The following is a 19,912-nucleotide window of genomic DNA, read 5'->3' on the forward strand; positions in this document are numbered from 1 at the left end:
ATTCTCAGCCTTTTTCTCTGTTTTCGTTTGCAGTCTTGCAAACGCATTCTGATTATTGCCTTTATCTTACTTATAACTTTATCTTATTTATAACGGGTCAGTCGATTTCAGCGATTTAGACATATTAAATCCCGTCACTACAAATGCCATTTGCTCATATAATCTCTTCGCCTGTGGGTTATCTGCCGCGACGCGCAGTTTTATTTCAAATATCCCTTGGGCAACCAGCAGTTTTTCCAATTCCTGTAAACAGGCCGAGCCATAACCTTGGCGCTGATATTGTGGCAGCACATAGAAATCTTTAATAAAGGCCGCGCTATCATTTGCCCCCAAACCAAACCACAAATAGCCCACTAGTTGTTCATCAAGCTCGGTGTTACTTTTATTCTCAAGACAAAACAAATGATCGCCAGAGCTATTAACGCCATCTGGTAGGTAGCTATCAAAGAGGTGTGTGGCATGAGCCACGGCCTGTTCGGCGCTATAGTTGCTGTTGGATGATAAATCTTGCGCATACTCGGCAATAAATAAATTCCGATAGTTGCAGAGTTCGTCAGTGCGCATTGCTCTGAGTGTGACCATGATGTTTTTCCTAATGAAAACGCGCTATTGTGATTATTCAGTCTTGATCCGAGCAGATTTAATTGGGTAAAAACAGAGTAACGCTTTTCAGATAGTAAAATATATAAAATAAATTATCGGTGGGAATGTAATGACAACACAAAATAGCCATAAAGATGCAGTTGAAAGGCAGTTTGGTGATCAGGCAAATGCCTATTTGACCAGTGCGGTACATGCTCAGGGTAAAGATTTACAGCGCCTGGCGACCCTACTGCAACCCCATGGTGATGGCCGTCTGCTTGATCTCGGCTGTGGTGCTGGACATGCCAGCTTCGCCGCTGCGGCCGTGGTTAACTCTGTGGTTTCTTATGATCTCTCCGCACAAATGTTAACTGTTGTCAGCCAGGCGGCAGCGGATAAAAAACTGACAAATATTGAGGTAAAACAAGGATTGGCTGAATCATTGCCTTTTGATGATCAGAGCTTTGATGTTGTCATCAGCCGCTACTCAGCCCATCACTGGCATGATGTCGGCCAGGCTTTGCGCGAAGTTAAGCGCGTATTACGCCCCGGTGGCAAAGTTATCTTTATGGACGTGGTTTCCCCCGGTCATCCAGTGTTAGATATTTATCTACAAACTGTGGAGGTGCTACGTGATACTTCGCATGTCCGTAATTACGCTCCGGGCGAATGGCTGGCACTGTTTACTGAGGCAGGACTGGCTATTAATGAAGTGACTTCCGATCGGTTATATTTGGAGTTCAGTAGTTGGATTGCCAGAATGCGCACGCCAGCACATTTTGCCACTGCAATCAGTGAGTTACAAAAATTAGCCTCTGATAGCGTGATTAACCATTATGAGATTCAAGCTGATGGCTCTTTTACCAGCGATATTATGATGATTGTTGCAAAACGTAGCTAAATATATCAAAAGTTGGGCTGCGGTATATTATATCGATGCCCACACTTTGTTATTCCTCTTTATTTTTTCGTGTGACATAGATTAATTTATTTCCTCCTTATTCTCCTCACAATGATTGATGTTCTTTACATAGCATTACGTCCCCTTGCATTGGTTCGCTCATAATTAACCTCACAAAGACATTATATATCACCCGTTAGTTGGAGCATATTATGAAACTATTACCTATCATCGCCGCTGCACTTATTGCTACCGCCTCATTCGCCACTATGGCTGCACAAGAAGTCAGCCCAGAACAAGCGACTAAATTGCAAAGCATGGGGGTTATCTCTCTTTCTAATGTCAGTGGTTCACCGACAGATGTGGAGTCGGCACTGAATGCGAAAGCGGATGCCGATGGTGCTAGCCACTACCGAGTCATTGGTATTAGTAACCCAGGTGATTCGAGTCATTACAGTGCCAGCGCTGAGATTTACCGTTAATCTTTCACTATAAGTAAGAGTTAATGAAATAGTTAGATACAGTATTGGTATTGATTATAAGCCCGATATGACAATGGTAATTCATTGTTTTATCGGGCTTGATTGTTTCAGCGCTGCCGGTATTCATAAAAACAAATTTCTTCTAAAAATATGCAGAAAATAGTTAACTATTAGAGCAATCTTAATGAGAACTTACGGAAAATAAGGTGTTATTGTAGTCCATCCGGGTTTCCGAGGAGTGGCCATGCTAAACACTGTCCGGCGTAATTTTAAAAGTCAGTTTTCTTATTTACAGCGTTTTATTGCTTCACCACGCACGGTGGGGACATTGGCACCTTCTTCGCCTTGGTTATGTCAGGCGATGTTGAACCAGGTAGATTGGAAAAAAAACCTTAATATAGCTGAGCTAGGGGCGGCTGATGGGGTGCTCACAAAGCGAATTTTGTCGCACATGTCAGAAAACTCCCGCTTGCAGGCTTACGAGATTCAGCCACATTTTGTACATTCATTGCATCAGATTAATGACCCACGTTTGCAGGTCGCTTTTCGATCCGCCGAACAATTGGATCAAGATTACGATGTGGTGTTTTGCTGTCTGCCACTGTTATCAATCCCGACCAAGATAAGTATCAGGATATTACAGCAGGCCCAGCAGCGTTTACGGGCAAATAAGGGCGTTTTGGTCTTATTCCAATACAGCCACCTTTCCGAGCCTTTATTATCCCGTTATTTCACTTGGAAAAAGATACGCGTGGTGCGTAATTTTCCGCCAGCTTTAGTCTATATTTGCCAGCCTCGTTAAAGGCGTAATCTTGATATTACCCTCATATTAACTGCGCCATACCCTCTGGTTTGCCAGAGGATTATCAGGCGAAAAGCGCAATTTTCTTGACCAAGGGCAAAGCTGAGGGGAACTTTCGGCGACTTTTCCTCATATCTCAAGGCGACAGCCAATTCAATTGAAAACACCAATGATAATGATTACCAAGCGCATCTGTTTTTTTTAATGATGTGAAATGCATGCGCTATTTTCAATTTATATTGGTTTTTTGCCTTGATGCCACCTTCAACCGCCGTCAGTGCTAAAGACAGTGACCAGCGCGAAAACCTGAAAAGTTATGGCTGGTTTATGCAAGATTCTATTGAGCTGACGGATAAATGGATTGTACTGGCAGGTTTACGTTACGATCGTTTTGATGTGTTCGCGGGTAAAGGCCGGCCTTTCATCACCAACACTGATAGTTCTGACAGCAAATTAGTTCCCCGCACCGGCGTAGTCTATAAGCTGACCCCTGAAGTCTCTTTATATGGCAGTTACAGTGAGTCTTTCAAGCCTAATTCATCTATTGCTACCCAAATAGATTCGCTGCCACCGGAGCAAGGCCAATCCTGGGAAATAGGTAGCAAAGTGGAGTTAGTTAATGGGGTCACGGGGACTTTGGCATTGTTTGATATTGCAAAACGAAATGTCATGGTCAATGAGTTAGTGAATGGCGAAACCATAACACGCACTGCGGGCCGAGTACGTTCGCAGGGGGTTGAATTCGATGTCGCTGGGCAGTTGACGGATAACTTAAGTGCGATTGTCACTTATGCCTATACTGATGCCAGAGTCACGGAAGGTCCTGATAATAAAGGCAATCAGATGGCTAATGTGGCGCGCAATAGTGCGTCTCTATTCTTGACGCAAGCATTGGGGTCTACCGGTTGGCTGGGCGGTGATGATTTGCGGATTGGCGCGGGTGCCCGTTATGTTGGGCGACGAGCCGGTGATGCAGCCAACAGTTTTACTTTGGATGATTACAGGGTGGCCGATGTTTTTATTTCCTATTCATTACCGATTAATAATTATCGGGTGAAATGGCAACTCAATGTGAAGAACTTTTTTGATAAAACCTATTACCCATCAAGTGGCGGTAATTTGCGAGTTGCTGTTGGTGAACCTCGACAATTTGTTTTGCGTGCCAGTGTTGATTTCTAATTACAGTCATTACCCGATATGAATTGATACTGCACATCGGGTGATGGCGAAATATACTACTTATAATCTGTATCGTTAATTTTACAATATTGTAAAGTTTGCACTACCCTCAATTATCGGTATGATTTGCACCTACAGCGTAGGGCTGAGTGTTATCCAGTTTAACCGGCCAACCAGAGTGGCCGGTTTTTTGATGTCGAGAATTTATCCTCAAAAGTGGATGCGAAAGGACTTTCAAGTAATGACACAGACTATCTTTTTGGTCGGCGCGCGTGGTGCAGGTAAGACAACAACAGGGAAAGCGTTGTCACAGGCGTTGGGATATTGCTTTATCGATACAGATTTATTTATGCAGCAAACTTTGCAGTCGAGTGTGGCCGAAATAGTCGCCCGCGAGGGGTGGGAGGGTTTCCGTCTGCGAGAAAGCATAGCCTTACAGACCGTGACCGCGCCTAAAACAGTGGTTGCTACTGGCGGGGGCGTGGTGTTATCTCTTGATAACCGTACATTTATGCGCCAAAACGGGGTGGTTATTTATCTGCGAGCATCAGCCCATGTACTGGCAGAACGTCTGGCGGAAGATCCTGAGGATGCCCAGCGGCCAAGTCTGACAGGTAAACCAATAGTTGAGGAAATGCGGGATGTACTGGCCAGTCGGGAGCCGTTATATCAGGAAGTTGCTCATCATGTGCTGGATGCTACTCAATCCCTTGAAGTGGTCGTTGAACATATTTTGCAGATTTTGGCCGATGAAAAGGTGAAATAGCCAAGCGCCCCAATAGGTCTTTAATTAAAATTTGCTGTTTATGCCAGGAATTGCCCGCCTATCTGATTGCCTGTTAATTATACGAAGCGTACAATTATCACCTACGTAATCATTTCGACGTAAATTATTTGCGTCAATTAATGCCAATTAAGGCAAGGCCACCAAGGCGGGCCGATGAAAACCTTCAAATCCTTTATCCAGCAACATACCAATTTTATGCCAGCATTTTGGTCAATATTGATTGTTGTTTTTGAAACTTCGCTGGCGCTGTACATTCTACGCAATCTCTAATATTTCCTCATTTTCGACTTATCAACCTTCACCCTATGCTGTGAAAGGATTTGTCGTTGCCTACATTTTAGCCGAATAGCGACTTTTTACCGGTGGAGAAAGGGCCGATAGAGGCAAAATTGTATGCTTTATCCGCAACTGTAGCAGTGAATTCGGTTATGATCGCATTTCGCCATAATAATCAGTGACAGAACATTTATAGTGACCCTAATATAAAAGCTCAATCTTGATTAAGACGCGGGTGCAAAACTATGCTGAAATTTAATGAGTATTTTACCGGGAAAGTGAAATCTATTGGTTTTGACAGTGACAGTATTGGGCCAGCTAGCGTTGGGGTGATGGAAAAGGGCGAGTACACTTTCAGTACAGCGAAAGCGGAAGAAATGACAGTGATTACCGGGAGCTTAAAAGTACTGATTCCGGGTTCAGCTGGCTGGGAAGTTTTCAAACCCGGTGAGACTTTTTATATCCCAGCGGAGAGTGAGTTTAATTTGCAAGTTGCTGAAGCATCTTCATATTTGTGTAAATACTTGAGCTAGTTCACTCTTCAAACTTGCCCTCTCAAATATGGAGAGGGCGATATTCTTCGTTCTTAATGCCAGCCAATATTAGTGCTGAGCTTCGCCACCCAAGGCTTCAATCAGATTTTTAATCAGTGCAGCCAACTCGCTGGTCATCAGAATAAAATCAGCATCAAAACGCTGGGCAAAATCTTCCCGATCGATATCTTCATTCTGCTCACGTAGGGTGTCAGAGAATTTTAGGCGTTTCAGCGAGCCGTCATCGGACAGAACTAGCTGAACACGCTCTTGCCAGTCCAGTGCCAACTTAGTGACCAGTTTACCGGCTTCAATATGCACCGCAATTTCATCACTGAATAAATCCTGTTTCTTACAGCGAATCACGCCGCCATCTTCTAAAATGGCTTTCAGTTCAGCTTCATCCATCAGTGCAAAGCCAGCAGGTAATTCTTTGCTACGAACCCACTCAGTTAAGGTCAGCTCAATCGGGTTTTCTAATGTCAGTGGCACCACCGGCAAGGAACCCAAGCTTTTTCGTAGCAATGCCAGGGTATCTTCAGCGCGTTTGGCACTGGCGGCATCGACCATAATCAAATCATTGACAGTATCAATCCACAAGAATGTTTGGTTAAAGCGACTGAATGCACGCGGCAATAAACTGTGCAAAACTTCATCTTTTAATGAGTCTTTTTCAGTTTTTTTCAGTTTGCGATGTTGTTCACCTTCGAGGCGTTCAATTTTGGCTTGTAACTCTTGCTTAATCACCGGCGATGGCAATATTTTCTCTTCTTTTCGCGCACAAATGACGATTTGACCATTAACCGTATGTGTTAATGCATCGCTATGTGAACCCATCGGTGATACCCAACCGGTTTTTGCCATATCCTGACTGCCGCAGGGGGTGAAACTGAGGGCGCTTAACTGTTTCTCCATTTCATCCGCAGATAGCGAAACTTCCCGGCTTAAACGGTAAACCATTAAATTCTTAAACCACAACATAGTGTTATCCCAGGCTCCGGCGCGCTTAAAGCGCGCGAGTTAATCAGACGCAGTGCGGCATGATAACGAATTGACGCGCCTGTCCCTAGTAAAAAGAATAAGAAAAAAACAGAGCCAGCTCGCAATTTGCATAACCCTCTTCCTCTTTACTGGGATTCAATCACCATCGAATACCCAATAGCGAGTGACAAATATTGTGGCGTTATAGCGCACGGTCACAAACTGTAAGGATAAGGCTTTTATTATCATCATTGTCTTGGTATATCGAAGGATGTTTATCGTTAAAATCAGTTACCATAAACAACAAATAATCTTGTCGATGAGGTAAGGCGCTATGCGCATTGGTATAGATCTGGGTGGTACTAAAATAGAAGTCATTGCTTTAGCAAATAATGGACAGGAGCTTTTCCGTAAACGGGTTTCCACCCCGCGCCATGATTATCAAAAAACTTTGCAGGCGATCGCGGCGTTAGTCGCCGATGCAGAAGAAGCGACTGGGGAGCAGGGCAGTGTTGGTGTGGGTATTCCGGGCACACTCTCTCCTTTTACTGGCAAGGTAAAAAATTCCAATTCTGTTTGGCTGAATGGGCAAGAGCTAGATAAAGACTTGTCAACATTACTCTCCCGTCAGGTGCGTCTGGCTAATGATGCTAACTGTTTTGCTGTTTCTGAAGCAACGGATGGCACCGGAGCCGGAAAGCATCTGGTATTCGGGGTCATTATTGGGACAGGTTGTGGCTCGGGTATTGCCATTGACGGGCGTGTACATGCTGGCGGCAATGGTATCTCCGGTGAGTGGGGGCATAATCCGCTACCCTGGCAAGATGAGGAAGAGCGGCAGTATCAGCAGGAAGTCGCTTGTTATTGCGGGAAAAAAGGCTGTATTGAGACTTTTGTTTCCGGCACTGGCTTTGCCACTGATTATTTTCGTTTGAGCGGGCAGTCGCTCAAGGGGCATGAAATCATGGAGTTAGTTGAACAGGGTGATGTGCTGGCTGAACAGGTGGTGGTTAACTATGAGAGACGTTTAGCTAAGTCATTAGCCCATGTCATTAACCTGTTTGACCCTGATATCGTCGTGTTAGGCGGGGGAATGAGTAATATTGACCGCCTGTATAAAACATTGCCTACGTTAATCAGCCCTTGGGTCTTTGGTGGCGAGTGCAAAACCCCAATCCGTAAAGCTTTGCATGGGGATTCTAGTGGTGTGCGGGGGGCCGCCTGGTTGTGGCCTACCCTGCGGCCTTGACGCTGCAGCGTTGTTAGCGGCGCTCATGCACCCGAATCACTGACTTGAGTAAGCTCATCGGGATTTATTCGCTTGCTGCCTAGCTGCAACGCCAATGACTTTGGGTAGTACTTTCGGCCTTGACGCTGCAGCGTTGTTAGCGGCGCTCACGCACCCGAATCACTGACTTGATTAAGTGATTCGGGATTGATGCCCCTCATTCTGGGCGGCCTATATTCAGTCTTGATTGACTCGGAAGACATTATCTAACCGGCTAACCCCCAGTCCATTGACTTTTTTAACCTTAATTTGCACCGGGATTCTGTCTTTCATAGCTTCAACATGGCTGATAACACCAATGGTTTTACCAGATGCATTCAGGCTATCAAGAGCATCGAGCGCAGTATCCAGTGTTTCTGCATCCAGCGTGCCAAATCCTTCATCAAGGAACAGTGAGTCAATACTGGTTTTGTGGCTGACCAGATCTGATAGCGCCAAAGCCAGCGCTAAACTCACCAGAAAGCTTTCCCCCCCTGACAATGTGCGAGTGTCGCGCATAGCATCCGCTTGCCAGGTATCCACCACTAACAGCTCCAGTGCATCACTGGCTTTACGCTGTAATTGGTAGCGTCCATGCAGCCGACCGAGTTGATTATTTGCCAGATAAACTAAATGATCGAGGGTTAAACCTTGTGCAAATTTGCGGAATTTATCACCCTCTTTGGAGCCGATTAAATGATTTAGGTAGCTCCAGTCATCATATTGCTGCTGGCTATATTCAATTTGCTCAAACAGCGCATGTTGATTGCTACGGCGAACAGTGTCGCTTTCTAACTGATTGCGTAATTCGCCTTGCTGTAATGTATTGGCTTTTAGTTGGGCGAGTAATTGCTCTGACTGCTGTTGCAATACAACTAATTCAGATGTTTGGCTGACCCCAACTGGGCAGGATTGTATAAGTTGCTCCATTGCCTCACTGGTTTGCTGCTGGCGGATATGTGCTTGTTGTTGCCGCTCGCTCAATTGTTGTTTCAATTGTTGTAAACGTTGCCTTTCCTCTTCACTCAGTAGAGCGGCGGTTAAGGCGGCCTCATCGTCGAATTCACTGCTTGTCAGTGCTTGTTGTAATTCCGCTTGAGCAGTAGCCGCGCGCTGCTGATATTGGTGCTGCTGCTGTTCCAGGCCTGCTAGCTCACCAGAGAGTAAATTAAGTTGAGATTGCGCTTGTTGCAGAGTTTGTGCTGCATTTTGCAGCGCCTGCTCCGCTTGTTGCTGTTGTTGACGTAATAACTGACGTACCTCAATAACATTGTCGTCACCAAACAGTGCCTGGCGTTGTTGCTTTTGTTGCTGTAACAGGGCTTCAGTTTGTTGATGTTGTTGAGTAAGCAGAGATAATTGTTCCCCGCATTCTTGTAAATGGCGGCGCTCATTTTCAATCTGAGTTTCCAGTGCTTTTTGCCCCAGCGCCAACTGTTGTTGTTCTTGCTGATATTGGTGCCAGCGCTGGTTTTCCTCTTCCCGTGATGACAGCCAATTTTGTTGTTGATCTGCTTCAGGCAATGAGAGTGATAGCCCAGCCAGAGCATGGCTAACGTCTTGGTGCACTTTTGCTAACTCAGCGAGTTGATGCTGATGCTGTGTAAGCAATTTTTGCTGGGATTCTTGCGTATCTTGTTGGCGTTGAAGGATTAATGCCAACTGCTGCTGATGTTTTTGTTGCTGTTGTTCTGCTTGAGTCAGAATATCTTTAGCTTGCTGGTATTGCTGATTCAGCCGTTCATATTCAGCCAGTTTTAGCTGACAGCGTTGCTCTGATTGTTCCTGTTGCTCCAACCAGAGGATTAAGGCCGCAGGTTCATTTAAAGCAAAGCTCAGGGCTAATGGCTGGGTCAGTGTTTGCCATTGCTGTTGGTAATCTGCTAATTGTTGATTGCTGTGCTGTAACTCTTGCTCCAGGTGTTTGAGTTGTTGTTGCAAGCTTTGAGTCTGGGCATTGAGTTCGGAACCCTCAGTTGATAGCCGCTCAACTTGTAGGCGCTGTTCCTCAACACGGATAGCGGTCTCTGAGGGCTTTACCGCCTGATATTCCGTAATAGCCAGGTGATCCAATGCACCACATAGCGGGCATGCTTCTCCCGGTTGCAGTTTGGCTCTTTCTGCCTCTAAGCTGACTATTTGTTTTTCGCGTTCCAGCAAAGTTTCCAGAGTCGCCAGATGTTGTTTTTGTTGTTTATATAACTGACGTTTCTCGGCCAATTGCTGCTCGAGTAGTATGAGTTGTTGCTGCTGGCTGACTGCTTGCTGTTGTTGTTTATCATGCAGTGCCTGAACTTGCTGCACCAGTGGTGATAATGCCGCTAATTGTTGCCGCACTGACCGTTGTTGCTGGAGATCGAACAGTTGTTGGCGTAGCTGCGCTGAGGGGTGCTGTTGCTCAAGTGCGGTCAATTGTTGCTGAATGCTACCTGTCTGTGAGTGGGCTTGTACTAATGCCGTTTGCTGCTGTGTATCTTGTTTATTCAGTGTGTCGATTTGCTGTTGTAAGGTCGTGATTAACGCAACCTGTTGCTGTAACTGCTGCTCGCTGTTAACCGCTTGTTGTTGCTGTATGTGTAATTGGCGGAACTGCTCACGCCATAAAGGCAGATTCTTTTCCCAGTGCTGATGGTGGGCATACTGCTGGCTGTACTCAGTCAGTTGTTGCAGGCGCTGCTGGGTTTGCTTTAGCTGCTGCCCGTTCAGCTCAAGCTGCTGTTTGCCTTGCTGTTCTTTAGTTTGTAACTGCTGTAATTGCGTGCCAAGCAGCATTAATGAGTGTTGCTGCTGAGCAATAAGGTTATCCAGCGGAACGACTTTTTGCTCGATCAGCGTTTCTTGTTCATGCTGCTGGGCGGCTTGTTGTTGGCGAGCAAGATTGGCTTGCTCCAGCGCCTGAGCCAGTGGCGTGAGTTGCGTCTGAAGTTGTTGCTGTTGCCCGGTTAGTGTGGTGATGCGCAGTTGTATTTGTTGCAAATCCTGTAGGCTGCGCGAGCGCTCACGCAACAGGGGGCGCAGCTTTTCTGCGGGCTCACTGCGGGCCAATCTTTGCAGTTCGGGCTGTGCTTGTTGATATTCTTGCTCAATAAGTTTCTGTTGTTGTTGATATTCCAATGCATTTTTTTGCTGCTGCTGCCAACTGGTGAGCCAATTTATTTGGTTTTGATTCACCCGCTGTTCTGAGGAAAGCTGCTTTTCTTGTTCTTCGAGCGAGTTTAATTGTTTTGTCAGGGCTAAACTCTGTTCTTCATTTAGCAGTTCAATACCATTGGCGCGTTGGTGCAATGTATCTAGCGCGAGCTTAGCCAGCTTATGTTGTTCAAATACATGTTCAGATAGCCGCCCATAGATGTCGGTGCCGGTTAATTCTTCCAATAATTCAGCACGGTCATTGGCATCGGCATTGAGGAAAGCTGCAAATTGCCCCTGCGACAGCATCATGGATTTGGTAAAACGGCCAAAATCCAGCCCAGTGATTGCCGCCACCATATCCAGTTTATCGCGTACTTTATCGGCCAGGATTTTGCCATTTTCGCACAGTGCCAATTCAACTTTGGGGGCTTGCAGATTCCCTTCCGGGCTATTTTTAGCACGACGCTGACTCCAAAATGCCCGATAACGCGTGCCTTTTACTTCAAATTCAACTTCAGCTAGCGACTCCGCAGTATGGCGGGTCATCAGTTCATTTTGGCCAGGCGAGACAGTCAAACGCGGAGTTTGGTGGTATAGCGCGAGACAAATAGCATCGAGCAGGGTAGTTTTGCCGGCGCCTGTCGGGCCGGTGATTGCGAATAAACCACTGCTGGCAAAGGGCTCAGCAGTGAAATCAATCTTCCATTCGCCCTGTAGAGAATTAATGTTTTTTAGTCGCAGGCTTAAAATTCTCATGCTGATTGCTCCTCTGCGGCATCTTTATCTTGCGATATATCCTCAACTACCTGATTGAACATTTGGCGCATGCGTTCCTGACGAGGTTCGGCTAAATCCGCCTCCAGCGCCAGCCGGCGTTCAAATACATCAGTGACACTCAACTCATTGAGTGTTTCTTTTTCCTGTCGCTCAATGCTGTTATGACGCAATTCTTTACTGCGGCGCAATAATACCACTTCCACCGGAAGCTCTGCGGCTAGTGCTTGAATTCGCCTTTGAATATCAGTGAGATAGTCTTTTGTGGCGACTTCAATATCCAGCCATACCGGTAACCCCTGATGGCCAGAAAATGCAGCCAGCTGTTGCTCTATTTGGGTTAAATCGCCTTTGATTAACTGCATCGGCTGAAATTGTGGGATGAATAGCGGGGTCACTGATGCTAATGCTTGCTGGGCAAACTCCACCAAATAAACACTTTTCTCTTTACTTAACTCATCAAAACTCAAGGCAATTGGCGAGCCGCTGTAGCGAATATGCTCGGTTTTAGCAACTTGCTGAGCACGGTGAATATGGCCCAGAGCAATATAATCCGCCGGGGGGAAAGCTTGAGCGGGGAAAGCATCCAATGTGCCGATGTAAATATCACGAACCGAGTCTGTGGTGGTGACCCCCACGGTGGTTAAATGCCCGGTAGCAATAATAGGCAAGGGCAGGCCAAGCTCAGTGCGCAACTCAACGGCTCGCTGATAGAGTGCTTGATAGTGAGCCGCAATGGCTTCTTGTAATGCCAGTTGCTTTTGCCCGCCGGATTCGCCAGCCTGACTGGTGACTAAATCGCGTGGGCGCAAAAAGGGGATGGCGCACAGTATGGCCGCTGGTTGCTCCTGACGATTTTTCAAAATAATAACTTGCTGGGCTAAATCACTACTGGCGCAGGAAATGACCGTGGTATTTAAATAAGAAAGCAAACCCCGAGATTCATTCAATGTTGAGACTGAATCATGATTCCCCCCCAAAACAATTAACTGGCAATTTGTTGGTTGGAGTTCAACCACGAAGCGATTATACAGCTCACGGGCATAGCTGGGTGGGGAGCCAGTATCAAAGATATCACCGGCTATAATCAGCGCATCTACCTGATTTTCTTTGATCTGTTCAATGAGCCAGTGCAGAAATGCTTGATGTTCAGCCGCACGGCTTTTGGTGAAGAAATGCTGGCCTAAATGCCAATCAGAGGTATGAATAATGCGCATAAATCTCCCGCTAGGGCAGGTTGTTTTCCAAAGATATTGGCGCTGATTATAAACACTGCCCGCCGGATGTCGCGGCTAAAAAAAGAGTGTGAGTGAAATCTCCGAGACGCTTCGCAAACTTGAGTGCTGCATTTTGCAATTATCATAAAATTTATCACTATGCTTATTGCTTGCAAGAGCGCGATGTTTTTCATAAAAATGTCACAAAACTGACGCATAATGATTTCCGAAATCAAATAGTGACCACTAACTTACTGGCAGGGTTGATGATGGCAAGACGCATACTGGTAGTGGAAGATGAAGCCCCAATCCGTGAGATGGTGTGCTTTGTGTTGGAACAAAATGGCTACCAACCGTTAGAAGCCGAGGATTATGACAGCGCAGTAACCCGATTATCTGAGCCTTACCCTGATTTGGTGTTGCTGGATTGGATGTTACCAGGAGGCTCGGGGATTCAGTTTATTAAGCATATGAAACGCGAAGCATTGACCCGAGATATTCCCGTGATGATGCTGACCGCCCGTGGTGAAGAAGAAGACCGAGTTCGTGGTTTAGAAGTGGGCGCTGATGATTATATTACTAAGCCTTTTTCACCCAAAGAGCTGGTGGCGCGGATTAAAGCCGTCATGCGCCGGATATCGCCAATGGCGGTGGAAGAGGTGATTGAAATGCAAGGGCTGAGCCTTGACCCCTCTTCACATCGGGTTATGGCCAATGAGCAAGCGCTGGATATGGGGCCGACCGAATTTAAATTATTGCATTTCTTTATGACCCATCCAGAGCGAGTTTATAGCCGCGAACAGTTGCTTAATTATGTCTGGGGCACTAACGTTTATGTAGAGGATCGTACTGTTGACGTGCATATTCGTCGGCTACGCAAGGCGCTTGAAACTGATGGTCATGACAGAATGGTACAAACTGTCCGGGGAACCGGGTACCGCTTCTCAACGCGCTACTGAGTTTTCAGTGCCGGAGAATTCGTTGTGTTAGAACGTTTATCATGGAAAACGCTGGCTTTAGAGCTGGCTCTTTTTTGTTTGCCCGCATTACTGTTAGGTGCCTTTATCGGGTATCTTCCTTGGCTATTATTAGTCTCAGTGGTTGCAGCGCTGGTCTGGAATTTCTATAACCAACTCAAATTATCTTACTGGCTGTGGTTAGACCGCAGCATGACTCCGCCTTCAGGGCGTTGGAGTTGGGAACCTTTATTTTATGGTTTATATCAGATGCAACTGCGAAATCGGCGGCGGCGGCGTGAATTAGCTTTACTTATCAAACGGTTCCGCAGTGGTGCTGAATCTTTACCCGATGCTGTGGTGATGACCACCATTGACGGTAATATTTTCTGGTGCAACGGTTTGGCTCAGCAATTACTGGGGTTCCGCTGGCCGGAGGATAATGGCCAGCATATTCTTAACTTATTGCGCTACCCCGAATTCAGTCAGTATTTACAACAGCAAGAATTTTCCCGCCCACTGACCTTGCAACTCAATAATGGCTATTACGTTGAGTTTCGGGTGATGCCTTATTCAGAAGGGCAATTATTGATGGTCGCCCGCGATGTTACCCAAATGCGCCAGTTGGAAGGGGCGCGGCGTAATTTCTTTGCCAATGTCAGCCACGAACTGCGTACCCCCCTGACGGTGCTACAAGGGTATCTGGAAATGATGCACGACCAAGAATTGGCGGGGCCATTGCGGGATAAAGCACTAGGAACGATGCAGGAACAGACCAAGAGAATGGATGGGTTGGTCAAGCAATTATTGACGTTGTCGCGAATTGAAGCAGCTCCTAATGTAGATATGAATGAACAGGTTGATATTCCGCGAATGCTGAAAATATTACAGCATGAGGTGCAGGCGCTAAGTGGTGGGCGTCATGAAATTACTTTCCGGGTTAATGATCAACTGAAGGTATTTGGTAACGAAGACCAACTGCGCAGCGCGGTGTCTAATCTGGTCTATAACGCAGTCAATCACACGCCTGATGGCACTAAAATTGAGGTGTGTTGGCAGAAAACTGCGCAAGGCGCACAATTTCAGGTGAGCGACAATGGGCCGGGCATTGGCCCTGAGCATGTGCCGCGCCTCACTGAGCGTTTCTATCGAGTGGATAAGGCCCGCTCAAGGCAAACCGGGGGCAGCGGGTTGGGGCTGGCAATTGTGAAGCATGCTCTGAGCCACCATGACGCACGTTTGGATGTCATGAGTGAAATCGGTCTGGGGACGAGATTTATTTTTACCTTGCCGAATCGATTGATTGTTCCGACGGTTTTAACCGAGAATGCAGTCAAATCCTAAGACTGCATGGACATCAAGCTGATGAGATGGGGAAAACTGGCGCTGCTGCATGCCCTGCTCGGGTTTAGCTACGGCGTTTTAGCACAATCTGTAGCAGTTTCACCTGCCACAGAGGTTCAATCGCCAAAACCACATACTCTATCCGGTAATCTTTCCAGTGTCGGTTCAGACACCTTAGCGAATTTGATGTCTTTATGGGCAGATGATTTTAATCATCATTACCCCGGCGTTAATTTGCAAATACAGGCGGCAGGTTCTTCTACTGCTCCTGCGGCATTGGCGGCAGGGGCAACTCAACTCGGCCCGATGAGCCGCCCAATGAAAGCGGCTGAAATCACCGCATTTATCCAGCGTTATGGCTATCCACCGCTTGCTGTTCCTGTGGCAGTGGATGCCTTAGTGGTTTTTGTCCATCAAGATAATCCACTGAATAAAATCACTTTATCTCAGCTTGATGCTGTTTTTTCGCAAAATCGCCTTTGTGGCGAATCTCATCCGATCCAGCGCTTTGGTGAGCTGGGCCTGAAAGGGCCGTGGGCGGAGCGCACTTTGCAGCGTTATAGCCGAAACTCAGCTTCAGGAACCTATGGTTTCTTCAAGCAGCGAGTGCTGTGTAATGGTGATTTTACAAATAATATCAATGAATTGCCTGGATCTGCTTCTGTGGTGCAAGCGGTCGCCGGTTCATTAAATGGAATGGGTTATGCCAGTATTGGTTTTCGCAACAGTGGTGTTAAACCCCTATTACTGTCAGCGGATGGTCAGGATTATGTGATGCCGACCGCCGAAAATGTCAAAGCTGGCCGCTATCCCTTGTCGCGCTATCTGTATATTTATATCAATAAAGCACCGGGCCAGCCGCCAGAACCGCTGACTGCCGCCTTTCTTGAGCGCGTTTTATCACCAGAAGGGCAAAAGCGCGTGACTCATGACGGTTATTTACCCTTGCCGCCAGACGTCCTGAATGACACTCGAAAAGAGCTGGGTTTCGCCTATTAAGTTGGCTGGGTTTGTTCTAGTGTACCGGCCATAAATTGTTAACGGTTGGGTATATACTCTAAATAATTCGAGTTGCAGGAAGGCAGCAATTGAGCGAGTCCCCTGGAGCTTACACCAGTAAGTGACTGGGGTGACAAATCTGCCGGGAGCAGATTTGAACGCTGCTAGCAGCGGCCTCGCAGAGGTGAGGCCCATGGACGGGCCGAGTAGCGAAAGCAGCCAACGCACATGCAGCTTGAAGTATGACGGGTATAAATGATACAAATCATATGGTGTGTATTTCTCTAAATCTGGCACGATTAACTGGTTTGAGGAAATTGTATAGATGAAAACTCTGCTTTTGTGATCCTGACTTGCCTTTCTCCGCTATAAACGGTCTACTTACCGCCGTTGTTGGCCTATTCCACCTGCAAATAACTCCAAAAACACTGCATACTGACGAAATAGATTGCTTATTAACCGCCGGAGTTTGCGTTTATCAGAGCTTTGTGTCGTTTCGATCACGTAGGAAAGACCACAACTCAAGGACTTTTTCTTTTGATCATTTAACCAGGCAACGCACATCACTATGAGTCATCGTTTATCATCTAAAGATATTATTGCATTAGGTTTTATGACCTTTGCCTTATTTGTTGGAGCTGGCAACATCATCTTCCCACCGATGGTCGGTTTACAGTCGGGTGAACATGTGTGGTGGGCCGCTCTGGGCTTCTTGATTACCGCCGTTGGATTACCGGTCATCACCGTCATCGCGCTGGCTCGAGTGGGCGGGGGGATTGATGCTCTGAGTTCTCCCATTGGCCGCGGTGCCGGTTTGGTGCTGGCGACCGTCTGCTATCTGGCCGTTGGCCCTCTGTTTGCTATCCCGCGTACGGCAACAGTTTCTTTCGAAGTGGGTATTGCGCCTTTAACCGGTAATGGCCCGCTGCCACTGTTTATTTACAGTGTGGTTTACTTCGCGTTGGTTATCGGGATTTCCTTGTACCCCGGGCGTTTGCTCGACACAGTCGGGCATATCTTGGCCCCAATGAAGATTCTGGCGCTGGCTCTTTTAGGTCTTGCTGCTTTGATTTGGCCCGCCGGCCCGTTGATTCCGGCTACTGATGCTTATCAGAATGCTGCGTTTTCTTCTGGTTTCGTTAATGGCTATCTGACCATGGATACCTTGGGCGCTTTGGTGTTCGGTATCGTCATCGTCAATGCTGCCCGGTCACGCGGTGTGGTTTCTGCTGGATTGCTGACGCGCTATACCATTTGGGCGGGTTTAATTGCCGGTGTCGGGTTGACGTTGGTCTACCTGAGCTTGTTTAAGTTGGGTTCAAGCAGCGGTGCTTTGGTACCCGATGCCCAAAACGGGGCGGTGGTATTGCATGCCTATGTTCAACACACCTTTGGTGGTCTGGGCAGCGTGTTCCTGGCTGCATTGATTTTCATCGCCTGTATGGTGACCGCGGTGGGCCTGACCTGCGCCTGTGCTGAATTCTTTGCGCAGTACTTGCCGCTGTCATATCGCGCACTGGTGTTTATCCTCGGTATCTTCTCAATGATGGTGTCGAATCTGGGGCTGAGCCATCTGATTCAGATTTCTATTCCAGTGCTGACCGCCATTTATCCACCCTGCATTGTATTGGTGTTGATGAGTTTCACATTGCGCTGGTGGCATCATGCTTCCCGTATTGTGGCCCCGGTCATGTTGGTCAGCTTGCTGTTCGGTATCCTTGATGCGGTAAAAGCCTCGACTTTTGCACATTACCTGCCGGAATGGACTCAGAATCTGCCATTGGCTGAGCAAGGTCTGGCATGGTTATCGCCATCCCTACTGGTATTCGTCGTCATTGGGTTGTACGATCGCCTGTGCTGTCGCCAGGAAATTGCTGCTAAGCAATAACGGCACAGTCATTGGATATTTTTAGCCACGGCTCATCCCCGTGGCTTTTTGCTGAAAAAAGACGGGACAAAGTTCATGGAATTACCAGTCAAAAATAAGCTGAAACGCGGTCTGACGACACGCCACATCCGCTTTATGGCATTGGGGTCAGCAATAGGTACCGGCTTATTCTATGGTTCGGCTGATGCGATAAGAATGGCGGGGCCAAGCGTATTATTGGCATACCTGATTGGTGGCGTGGTGGCATTTATCATCATGCGCGCCCTGGGCGAGATGTCAGTCAATAATCCGCAAGCCAGTTCTTTCTCACGTTATGCACAAGATTACCTTGGGCCAATGGCGGGCTATATCACCGGCTGGACTTATTGTTTTGAGATTCTGATTGTTGCTATTGCTGATGTGACCGCATTCGGTATCTATATGGGGGTCTGGTTCCCGGATGTGCCCCATTGGATATGGGTGCTAAGTGTTGTCCTCATCATTGGTGCTGTCAATATGATGAGTGTTAAGGTGTTCGGCGAGCTGGAGTTCTGGTTCTCATTTTTCAAAGTTGCCACCATCATCATCATGATTTTAGCGGGTATTGGTATCATTGTTTGGGGTATTGGTAATGGCGGGCAGCCGACCGGTATTCATAACTTATGGACTAATGGCGGCTTCTTCAGCAACGGTTTTGTCGGCATGGTTCTGTCATTGCAACTGGTGATGTTTGCTTATGGTGGGATTGAGATTATCGGTATTACTGCCGGTGAAGCTGAAGATCCGAAAAAGTCTATTCCGAAAGCTATCAACTCAGTGCCATGGCGTATTCTGATGTTCTACGTCGGCACCTTGTTTGTCATTATGTCTATTTACCCGTGGAACCAAGTTGGCACTAACGGCAGCCCATTTGTCCTGACTTTCCAGCACATGGGGATTACTGTTGCTGCTGGGATTCTGAACTTTGTGGTGATTACCGCCTCATTATCAGCCATTAACAGTGATGTGTTCGGGGTGGGCCGTATGCTTAACGGGATGGCCGAACAGGGCCACGCGCCGAAAGCTTTTGCCGCCATTTCTAAACGCGGAGTGCCGTGGGTCACGGTGTTGGTGATGATGGGGGCGATGCTAACGGCGGTCTATCTCAACTATATTATGCCGGAAAATGTGTTCCTGGTGATTGCCTCGCTCGCGACTTTTGCGACTGTTTGGGTGTGGATTATGATCCTGTTCTCCCAAATTGGTTTCCGCCGCTCGTTGAGCAAAGATCAAGTTAAGGCGCTGGATTTCCCGCTGCGTGGCGGCACCTTTACTTCGGTGGTGGCTATCATTTTCTTGGTGTTTATCATTGGGCTGATTGGCTGGTTCCCAACAACGCGCATCTCATTGTATGTCGGGCTGGTGTGGATTGTCCTGTTGCTGGTGGGATATTACTTTAAGGTCAGTCATCAGAAGAAGAAAGCGGCGGCGCTGAAAACCGCAGAGTAACACCGAATCAATATCGAGTATCAAGCCGGGAAATGTCCCGGCTTGAGGTTAATGACAACGCGATTTATAGCTCCGTGAGTGAAGGGTTGACCGTACCTAGGGGCGCTCCGGTCGCTTACGCAACTACGGCCCCAACGGCACGTTTCCCCTTCATTTGATTTAGTCAGCAGTCTGAGCCGGGAGATGTCCCGGCTTTTTTGTCTTTTTTATTGAGTAACTCAATAATTCTCTCCGCCCCCGCCCTCATCCTCAATATTTATGCTGATAGATGAGGGATACCTATTCACAACATGGCATTGTTGATACCTATTTATTCATACAGGTGAATGTGTCGCGGCGTTAATG

The 19,912-nt window shown here is 47.1% G+C and carries 15 protein-coding genes and 1 pseudogene; 12 read left to right on the top strand and 4 right to left on the bottom strand.

Annotated features, from left to right (window positions below):
- Positions 1 to 87 precede the first annotated feature (87 nt).
- Positions 88 to 582 (bottom strand): GNAT family N-acetyltransferase, encoded by a 495-nt coding sequence (locus FTA91_RS01990; protein ID WP_050113236.1) that lies wholly within the window; start codon positions 580 to 582, stop codon positions 88 to 90.
- 130 nt (positions 583 to 712) lie between these two features.
- On the opposite strand from FTA91_RS01990, the gene FTA91_RS01995 reads away from it, so the two are divergent.
- The 6 genes and pseudogenes from FTA91_RS01995 (at position 713) to ppnP (ending at position 5,542) form a co-directional block, all read left to right on the top strand.
- Complete coding sequence (locus FTA91_RS01995; RefSeq protein WP_050113237.1) at positions 713 to 1,483, top strand: class I SAM-dependent methyltransferase; 771 nt, start codon at positions 713 to 715, stop codon at positions 1,481 to 1,483.
- Between the two features lie 212 nt (positions 1,484 to 1,695).
- Complete coding sequence (locus FTA91_RS02000) at positions 1,696 to 1,965, top strand: YdgH/BhsA/McbA family protein (protein ID WP_050113238.1); 270 nt, start codon at positions 1,696 to 1,698, stop codon at positions 1,963 to 1,965.
- A gap of 244 nt (positions 1,966 to 2,209) precedes the next feature.
- Positions 2,210 to 2,767: a class I SAM-dependent methyltransferase gene (locus tag FTA91_RS02005; RefSeq protein WP_050113239.1), complete on the top strand. Its 558-nt coding sequence runs from the start codon at positions 2,210 to 2,212 to the stop codon at positions 2,765 to 2,767.
- Between the two features lie 249 nt (positions 2,768 to 3,016).
- Positions 3,017 to 3,946, top strand: a pseudogene (locus tag FTA91_RS02010) (TonB-dependent siderophore receptor); the annotation flags it as partial.
- A 241-nt stretch (positions 3,947 to 4,187) separates the two neighbouring features.
- Positions 4,188 to 4,712 carry a shikimate kinase AroL gene (gene aroL / locus FTA91_RS02015; protein WP_145582826.1) on the top strand — a complete coding sequence of 175 codons (525 nt, stop codon included), beginning with the start codon at positions 4,188 to 4,190 and terminating at the stop codon, positions 4,710 to 4,712.
- Between the two features lie 542 nt (positions 4,713 to 5,254).
- Positions 5,255 to 5,542: a pyrimidine/purine nucleoside phosphorylase gene (gene ppnP / locus FTA91_RS02020; protein WP_050113241.1), complete on the top strand. Its 288-nt coding sequence runs from the start codon at positions 5,255 to 5,257 to the stop codon at positions 5,540 to 5,542.
- 69 nt (positions 5,543 to 5,611) lie between these two features.
- Here ppnP and rdgC read toward each other — a convergent pair whose 3' ends face one another.
- Entirely contained in the window at positions 5,612 to 6,523 is a 912-nt protein-coding gene (gene rdgC / locus FTA91_RS02025) for a recombination-associated protein RdgC (RefSeq protein ID WP_004392281.1), read from the bottom strand.
- Between the two features lie 334 nt (positions 6,524 to 6,857).
- Here rdgC and mak point away from each other — a divergent pair, with 334 nt between their 5' ends.
- Positions 6,858 to 7,772, top strand: coding sequence for a fructokinase (gene mak, locus FTA91_RS02030; protein WP_050113242.1), 915 nt, complete (start codon positions 6,858 to 6,860; stop codon positions 7,770 to 7,772).
- Positions 7,773 to 7,988: 216 nt separating this feature from the next.
- Here mak and FTA91_RS02035 read toward each other — a convergent pair whose 3' ends face one another.
- Both FTA91_RS02035 and sbcD read right to left on the bottom strand, forming a co-directional pair.
- The gene (locus FTA91_RS02035) at positions 7,989 to 11,678 is read right to left on the bottom strand and encodes an AAA family ATPase (RefSeq protein WP_145582828.1); all 3,690 of its coding nucleotides are present in this window, start codon (positions 11,676 to 11,678) and stop codon (positions 7,989 to 7,991) included.
- Positions 11,675 to 12,913, bottom strand: coding sequence for an exonuclease subunit SbcD (sbcD, locus tag FTA91_RS02040; protein WP_050113244.1), 1,239 nt, complete (start codon positions 12,911 to 12,913; stop codon positions 11,675 to 11,677). Before sbcD ends, FTA91_RS02035 begins: the two co-directional genes overlap by 4 nt.
- A gap of 269 nt (positions 12,914 to 13,182) precedes the next feature.
- On the opposite strand from sbcD, the gene phoB reads away from it, so the two are divergent.
- The 5 genes from phoB (at position 13,183) to proY (ending at position 19,567) form a co-directional block, all read left to right on the top strand.
- The gene (phoB, locus tag FTA91_RS02045; RefSeq protein ID WP_049557982.1) at positions 13,183 to 13,872 is read left to right on the top strand and encodes a phosphate response regulator transcription factor PhoB; all 690 of its coding nucleotides are present in this window, start codon (positions 13,183 to 13,185) and stop codon (positions 13,870 to 13,872) included.
- Between the two features lie 24 nt (positions 13,873 to 13,896).
- The gene (gene phoR / locus FTA91_RS02050) at positions 13,897 to 15,213 is read left to right on the top strand and encodes a phosphate regulon sensor histidine kinase PhoR (protein WP_145582830.1); all 1,317 of its coding nucleotides are present in this window, start codon (positions 13,897 to 13,899) and stop codon (positions 15,211 to 15,213) included.
- Positions 15,214 to 15,234: 21 nt separating this feature from the next.
- On the top strand, positions 15,235 to 16,212 hold the full coding sequence (locus FTA91_RS02055; protein WP_050113245.1) for a PstS family phosphate ABC transporter substrate-binding protein: 978 nt from the start codon (positions 15,235 to 15,237) through the stop codon (positions 16,210 to 16,212).
- Between the two features lie 568 nt (positions 16,213 to 16,780).
- Positions 16,781 to 18,100 carry a branched-chain amino acid transport system II carrier protein gene (brnQ, locus tag FTA91_RS02060; RefSeq protein ID WP_050113246.1) on the top strand — a complete coding sequence of 440 codons (1,320 nt, stop codon included), beginning with the start codon at positions 16,781 to 16,783 and terminating at the stop codon, positions 18,098 to 18,100.
- 75 nt (positions 18,101 to 18,175) lie between these two features.
- Positions 18,176 to 19,567 (top strand): proline-specific permease ProY, encoded by a 1,392-nt coding sequence (proY, locus tag FTA91_RS02065; protein WP_050113247.1) that lies wholly within the window; start codon positions 18,176 to 18,178, stop codon positions 19,565 to 19,567.
- Positions 19,568 to 19,912 lie beyond the last annotated feature (345 nt).

This window comes from Yersinia thracica, from assembly GCF_902170565.1.
GTDB lineage: Bacteria > Pseudomonadota > Gammaproteobacteria > Enterobacterales > Enterobacteriaceae > Yersinia > Yersinia thracica.

Excerpts from the sequence above, each read along its gene's own strand:
- FTA91_RS02055 (WP_050113245.1), top strand. The coding sequence starts at position 15,235 with ATGAGATGGGGAAAACTGGCGCTGCTGCATGCCCTGCTCGGGTTTAGC.
- mak (WP_050113242.1), top strand. The coding sequence starts at position 6,858 with ATGCGCATTGGTATAGATCTGGGTGGTACTAAAATAGAAGTCATTGCT.
- aroL (WP_145582826.1), top strand. The coding sequence starts at position 4,188 with ATGACACAGACTATCTTTTTGGTCGGCGCGCGTGGTGCAGGTAAGACA.
- proY (WP_050113247.1), top strand. The coding sequence starts at position 18,176 with ATGGAATTACCAGTCAAAAATAAGCTGAAACGCGGTCTGACGACACGC.
- brnQ (WP_050113246.1), top strand. The coding sequence starts at position 16,781 with ATGAGTCATCGTTTATCATCTAAAGATATTATTGCATTAGGTTTTATG.
- rdgC (WP_004392281.1), bottom strand. The coding sequence starts at position 6,523 with ATGTTGTGGTTTAAGAATTTAATGGTTTACCGTTTAAGCCGGGAAGTT.
- sbcD (WP_050113244.1), bottom strand. The coding sequence starts at position 12,913 with ATGCGCATTATTCATACCTCTGATTGGCATTTAGGCCAGCATTTCTTC.
- FTA91_RS02035 (WP_145582828.1), bottom strand. The coding sequence starts at position 11,678 with ATGAGAATTTTAAGCCTGCGACTAAAAAACATTAATTCTCTACAGGGC.
- phoB (WP_049557982.1), top strand. The coding sequence starts at position 13,183 with ATGGCAAGACGCATACTGGTAGTGGAAGATGAAGCCCCAATCCGTGAG.
- FTA91_RS01990 (WP_050113236.1), bottom strand. The coding sequence starts at position 582 with ATGGTCACACTCAGAGCAATGCGCACTGACGAACTCTGCAACTATCGG.
- FTA91_RS02000 (WP_050113238.1), top strand. The coding sequence starts at position 1,696 with ATGAAACTATTACCTATCATCGCCGCTGCACTTATTGCTACCGCCTCA.
- FTA91_RS02005 (WP_050113239.1), top strand. The coding sequence starts at position 2,210 with ATGCTAAACACTGTCCGGCGTAATTTTAAAAGTCAGTTTTCTTATTTA.
- FTA91_RS01995 (WP_050113237.1), top strand. The coding sequence starts at position 713 with ATGACAACACAAAATAGCCATAAAGATGCAGTTGAAAGGCAGTTTGGT.
- ppnP (WP_050113241.1), top strand. The coding sequence starts at position 5,255 with ATGCTGAAATTTAATGAGTATTTTACCGGGAAAGTGAAATCTATTGGT.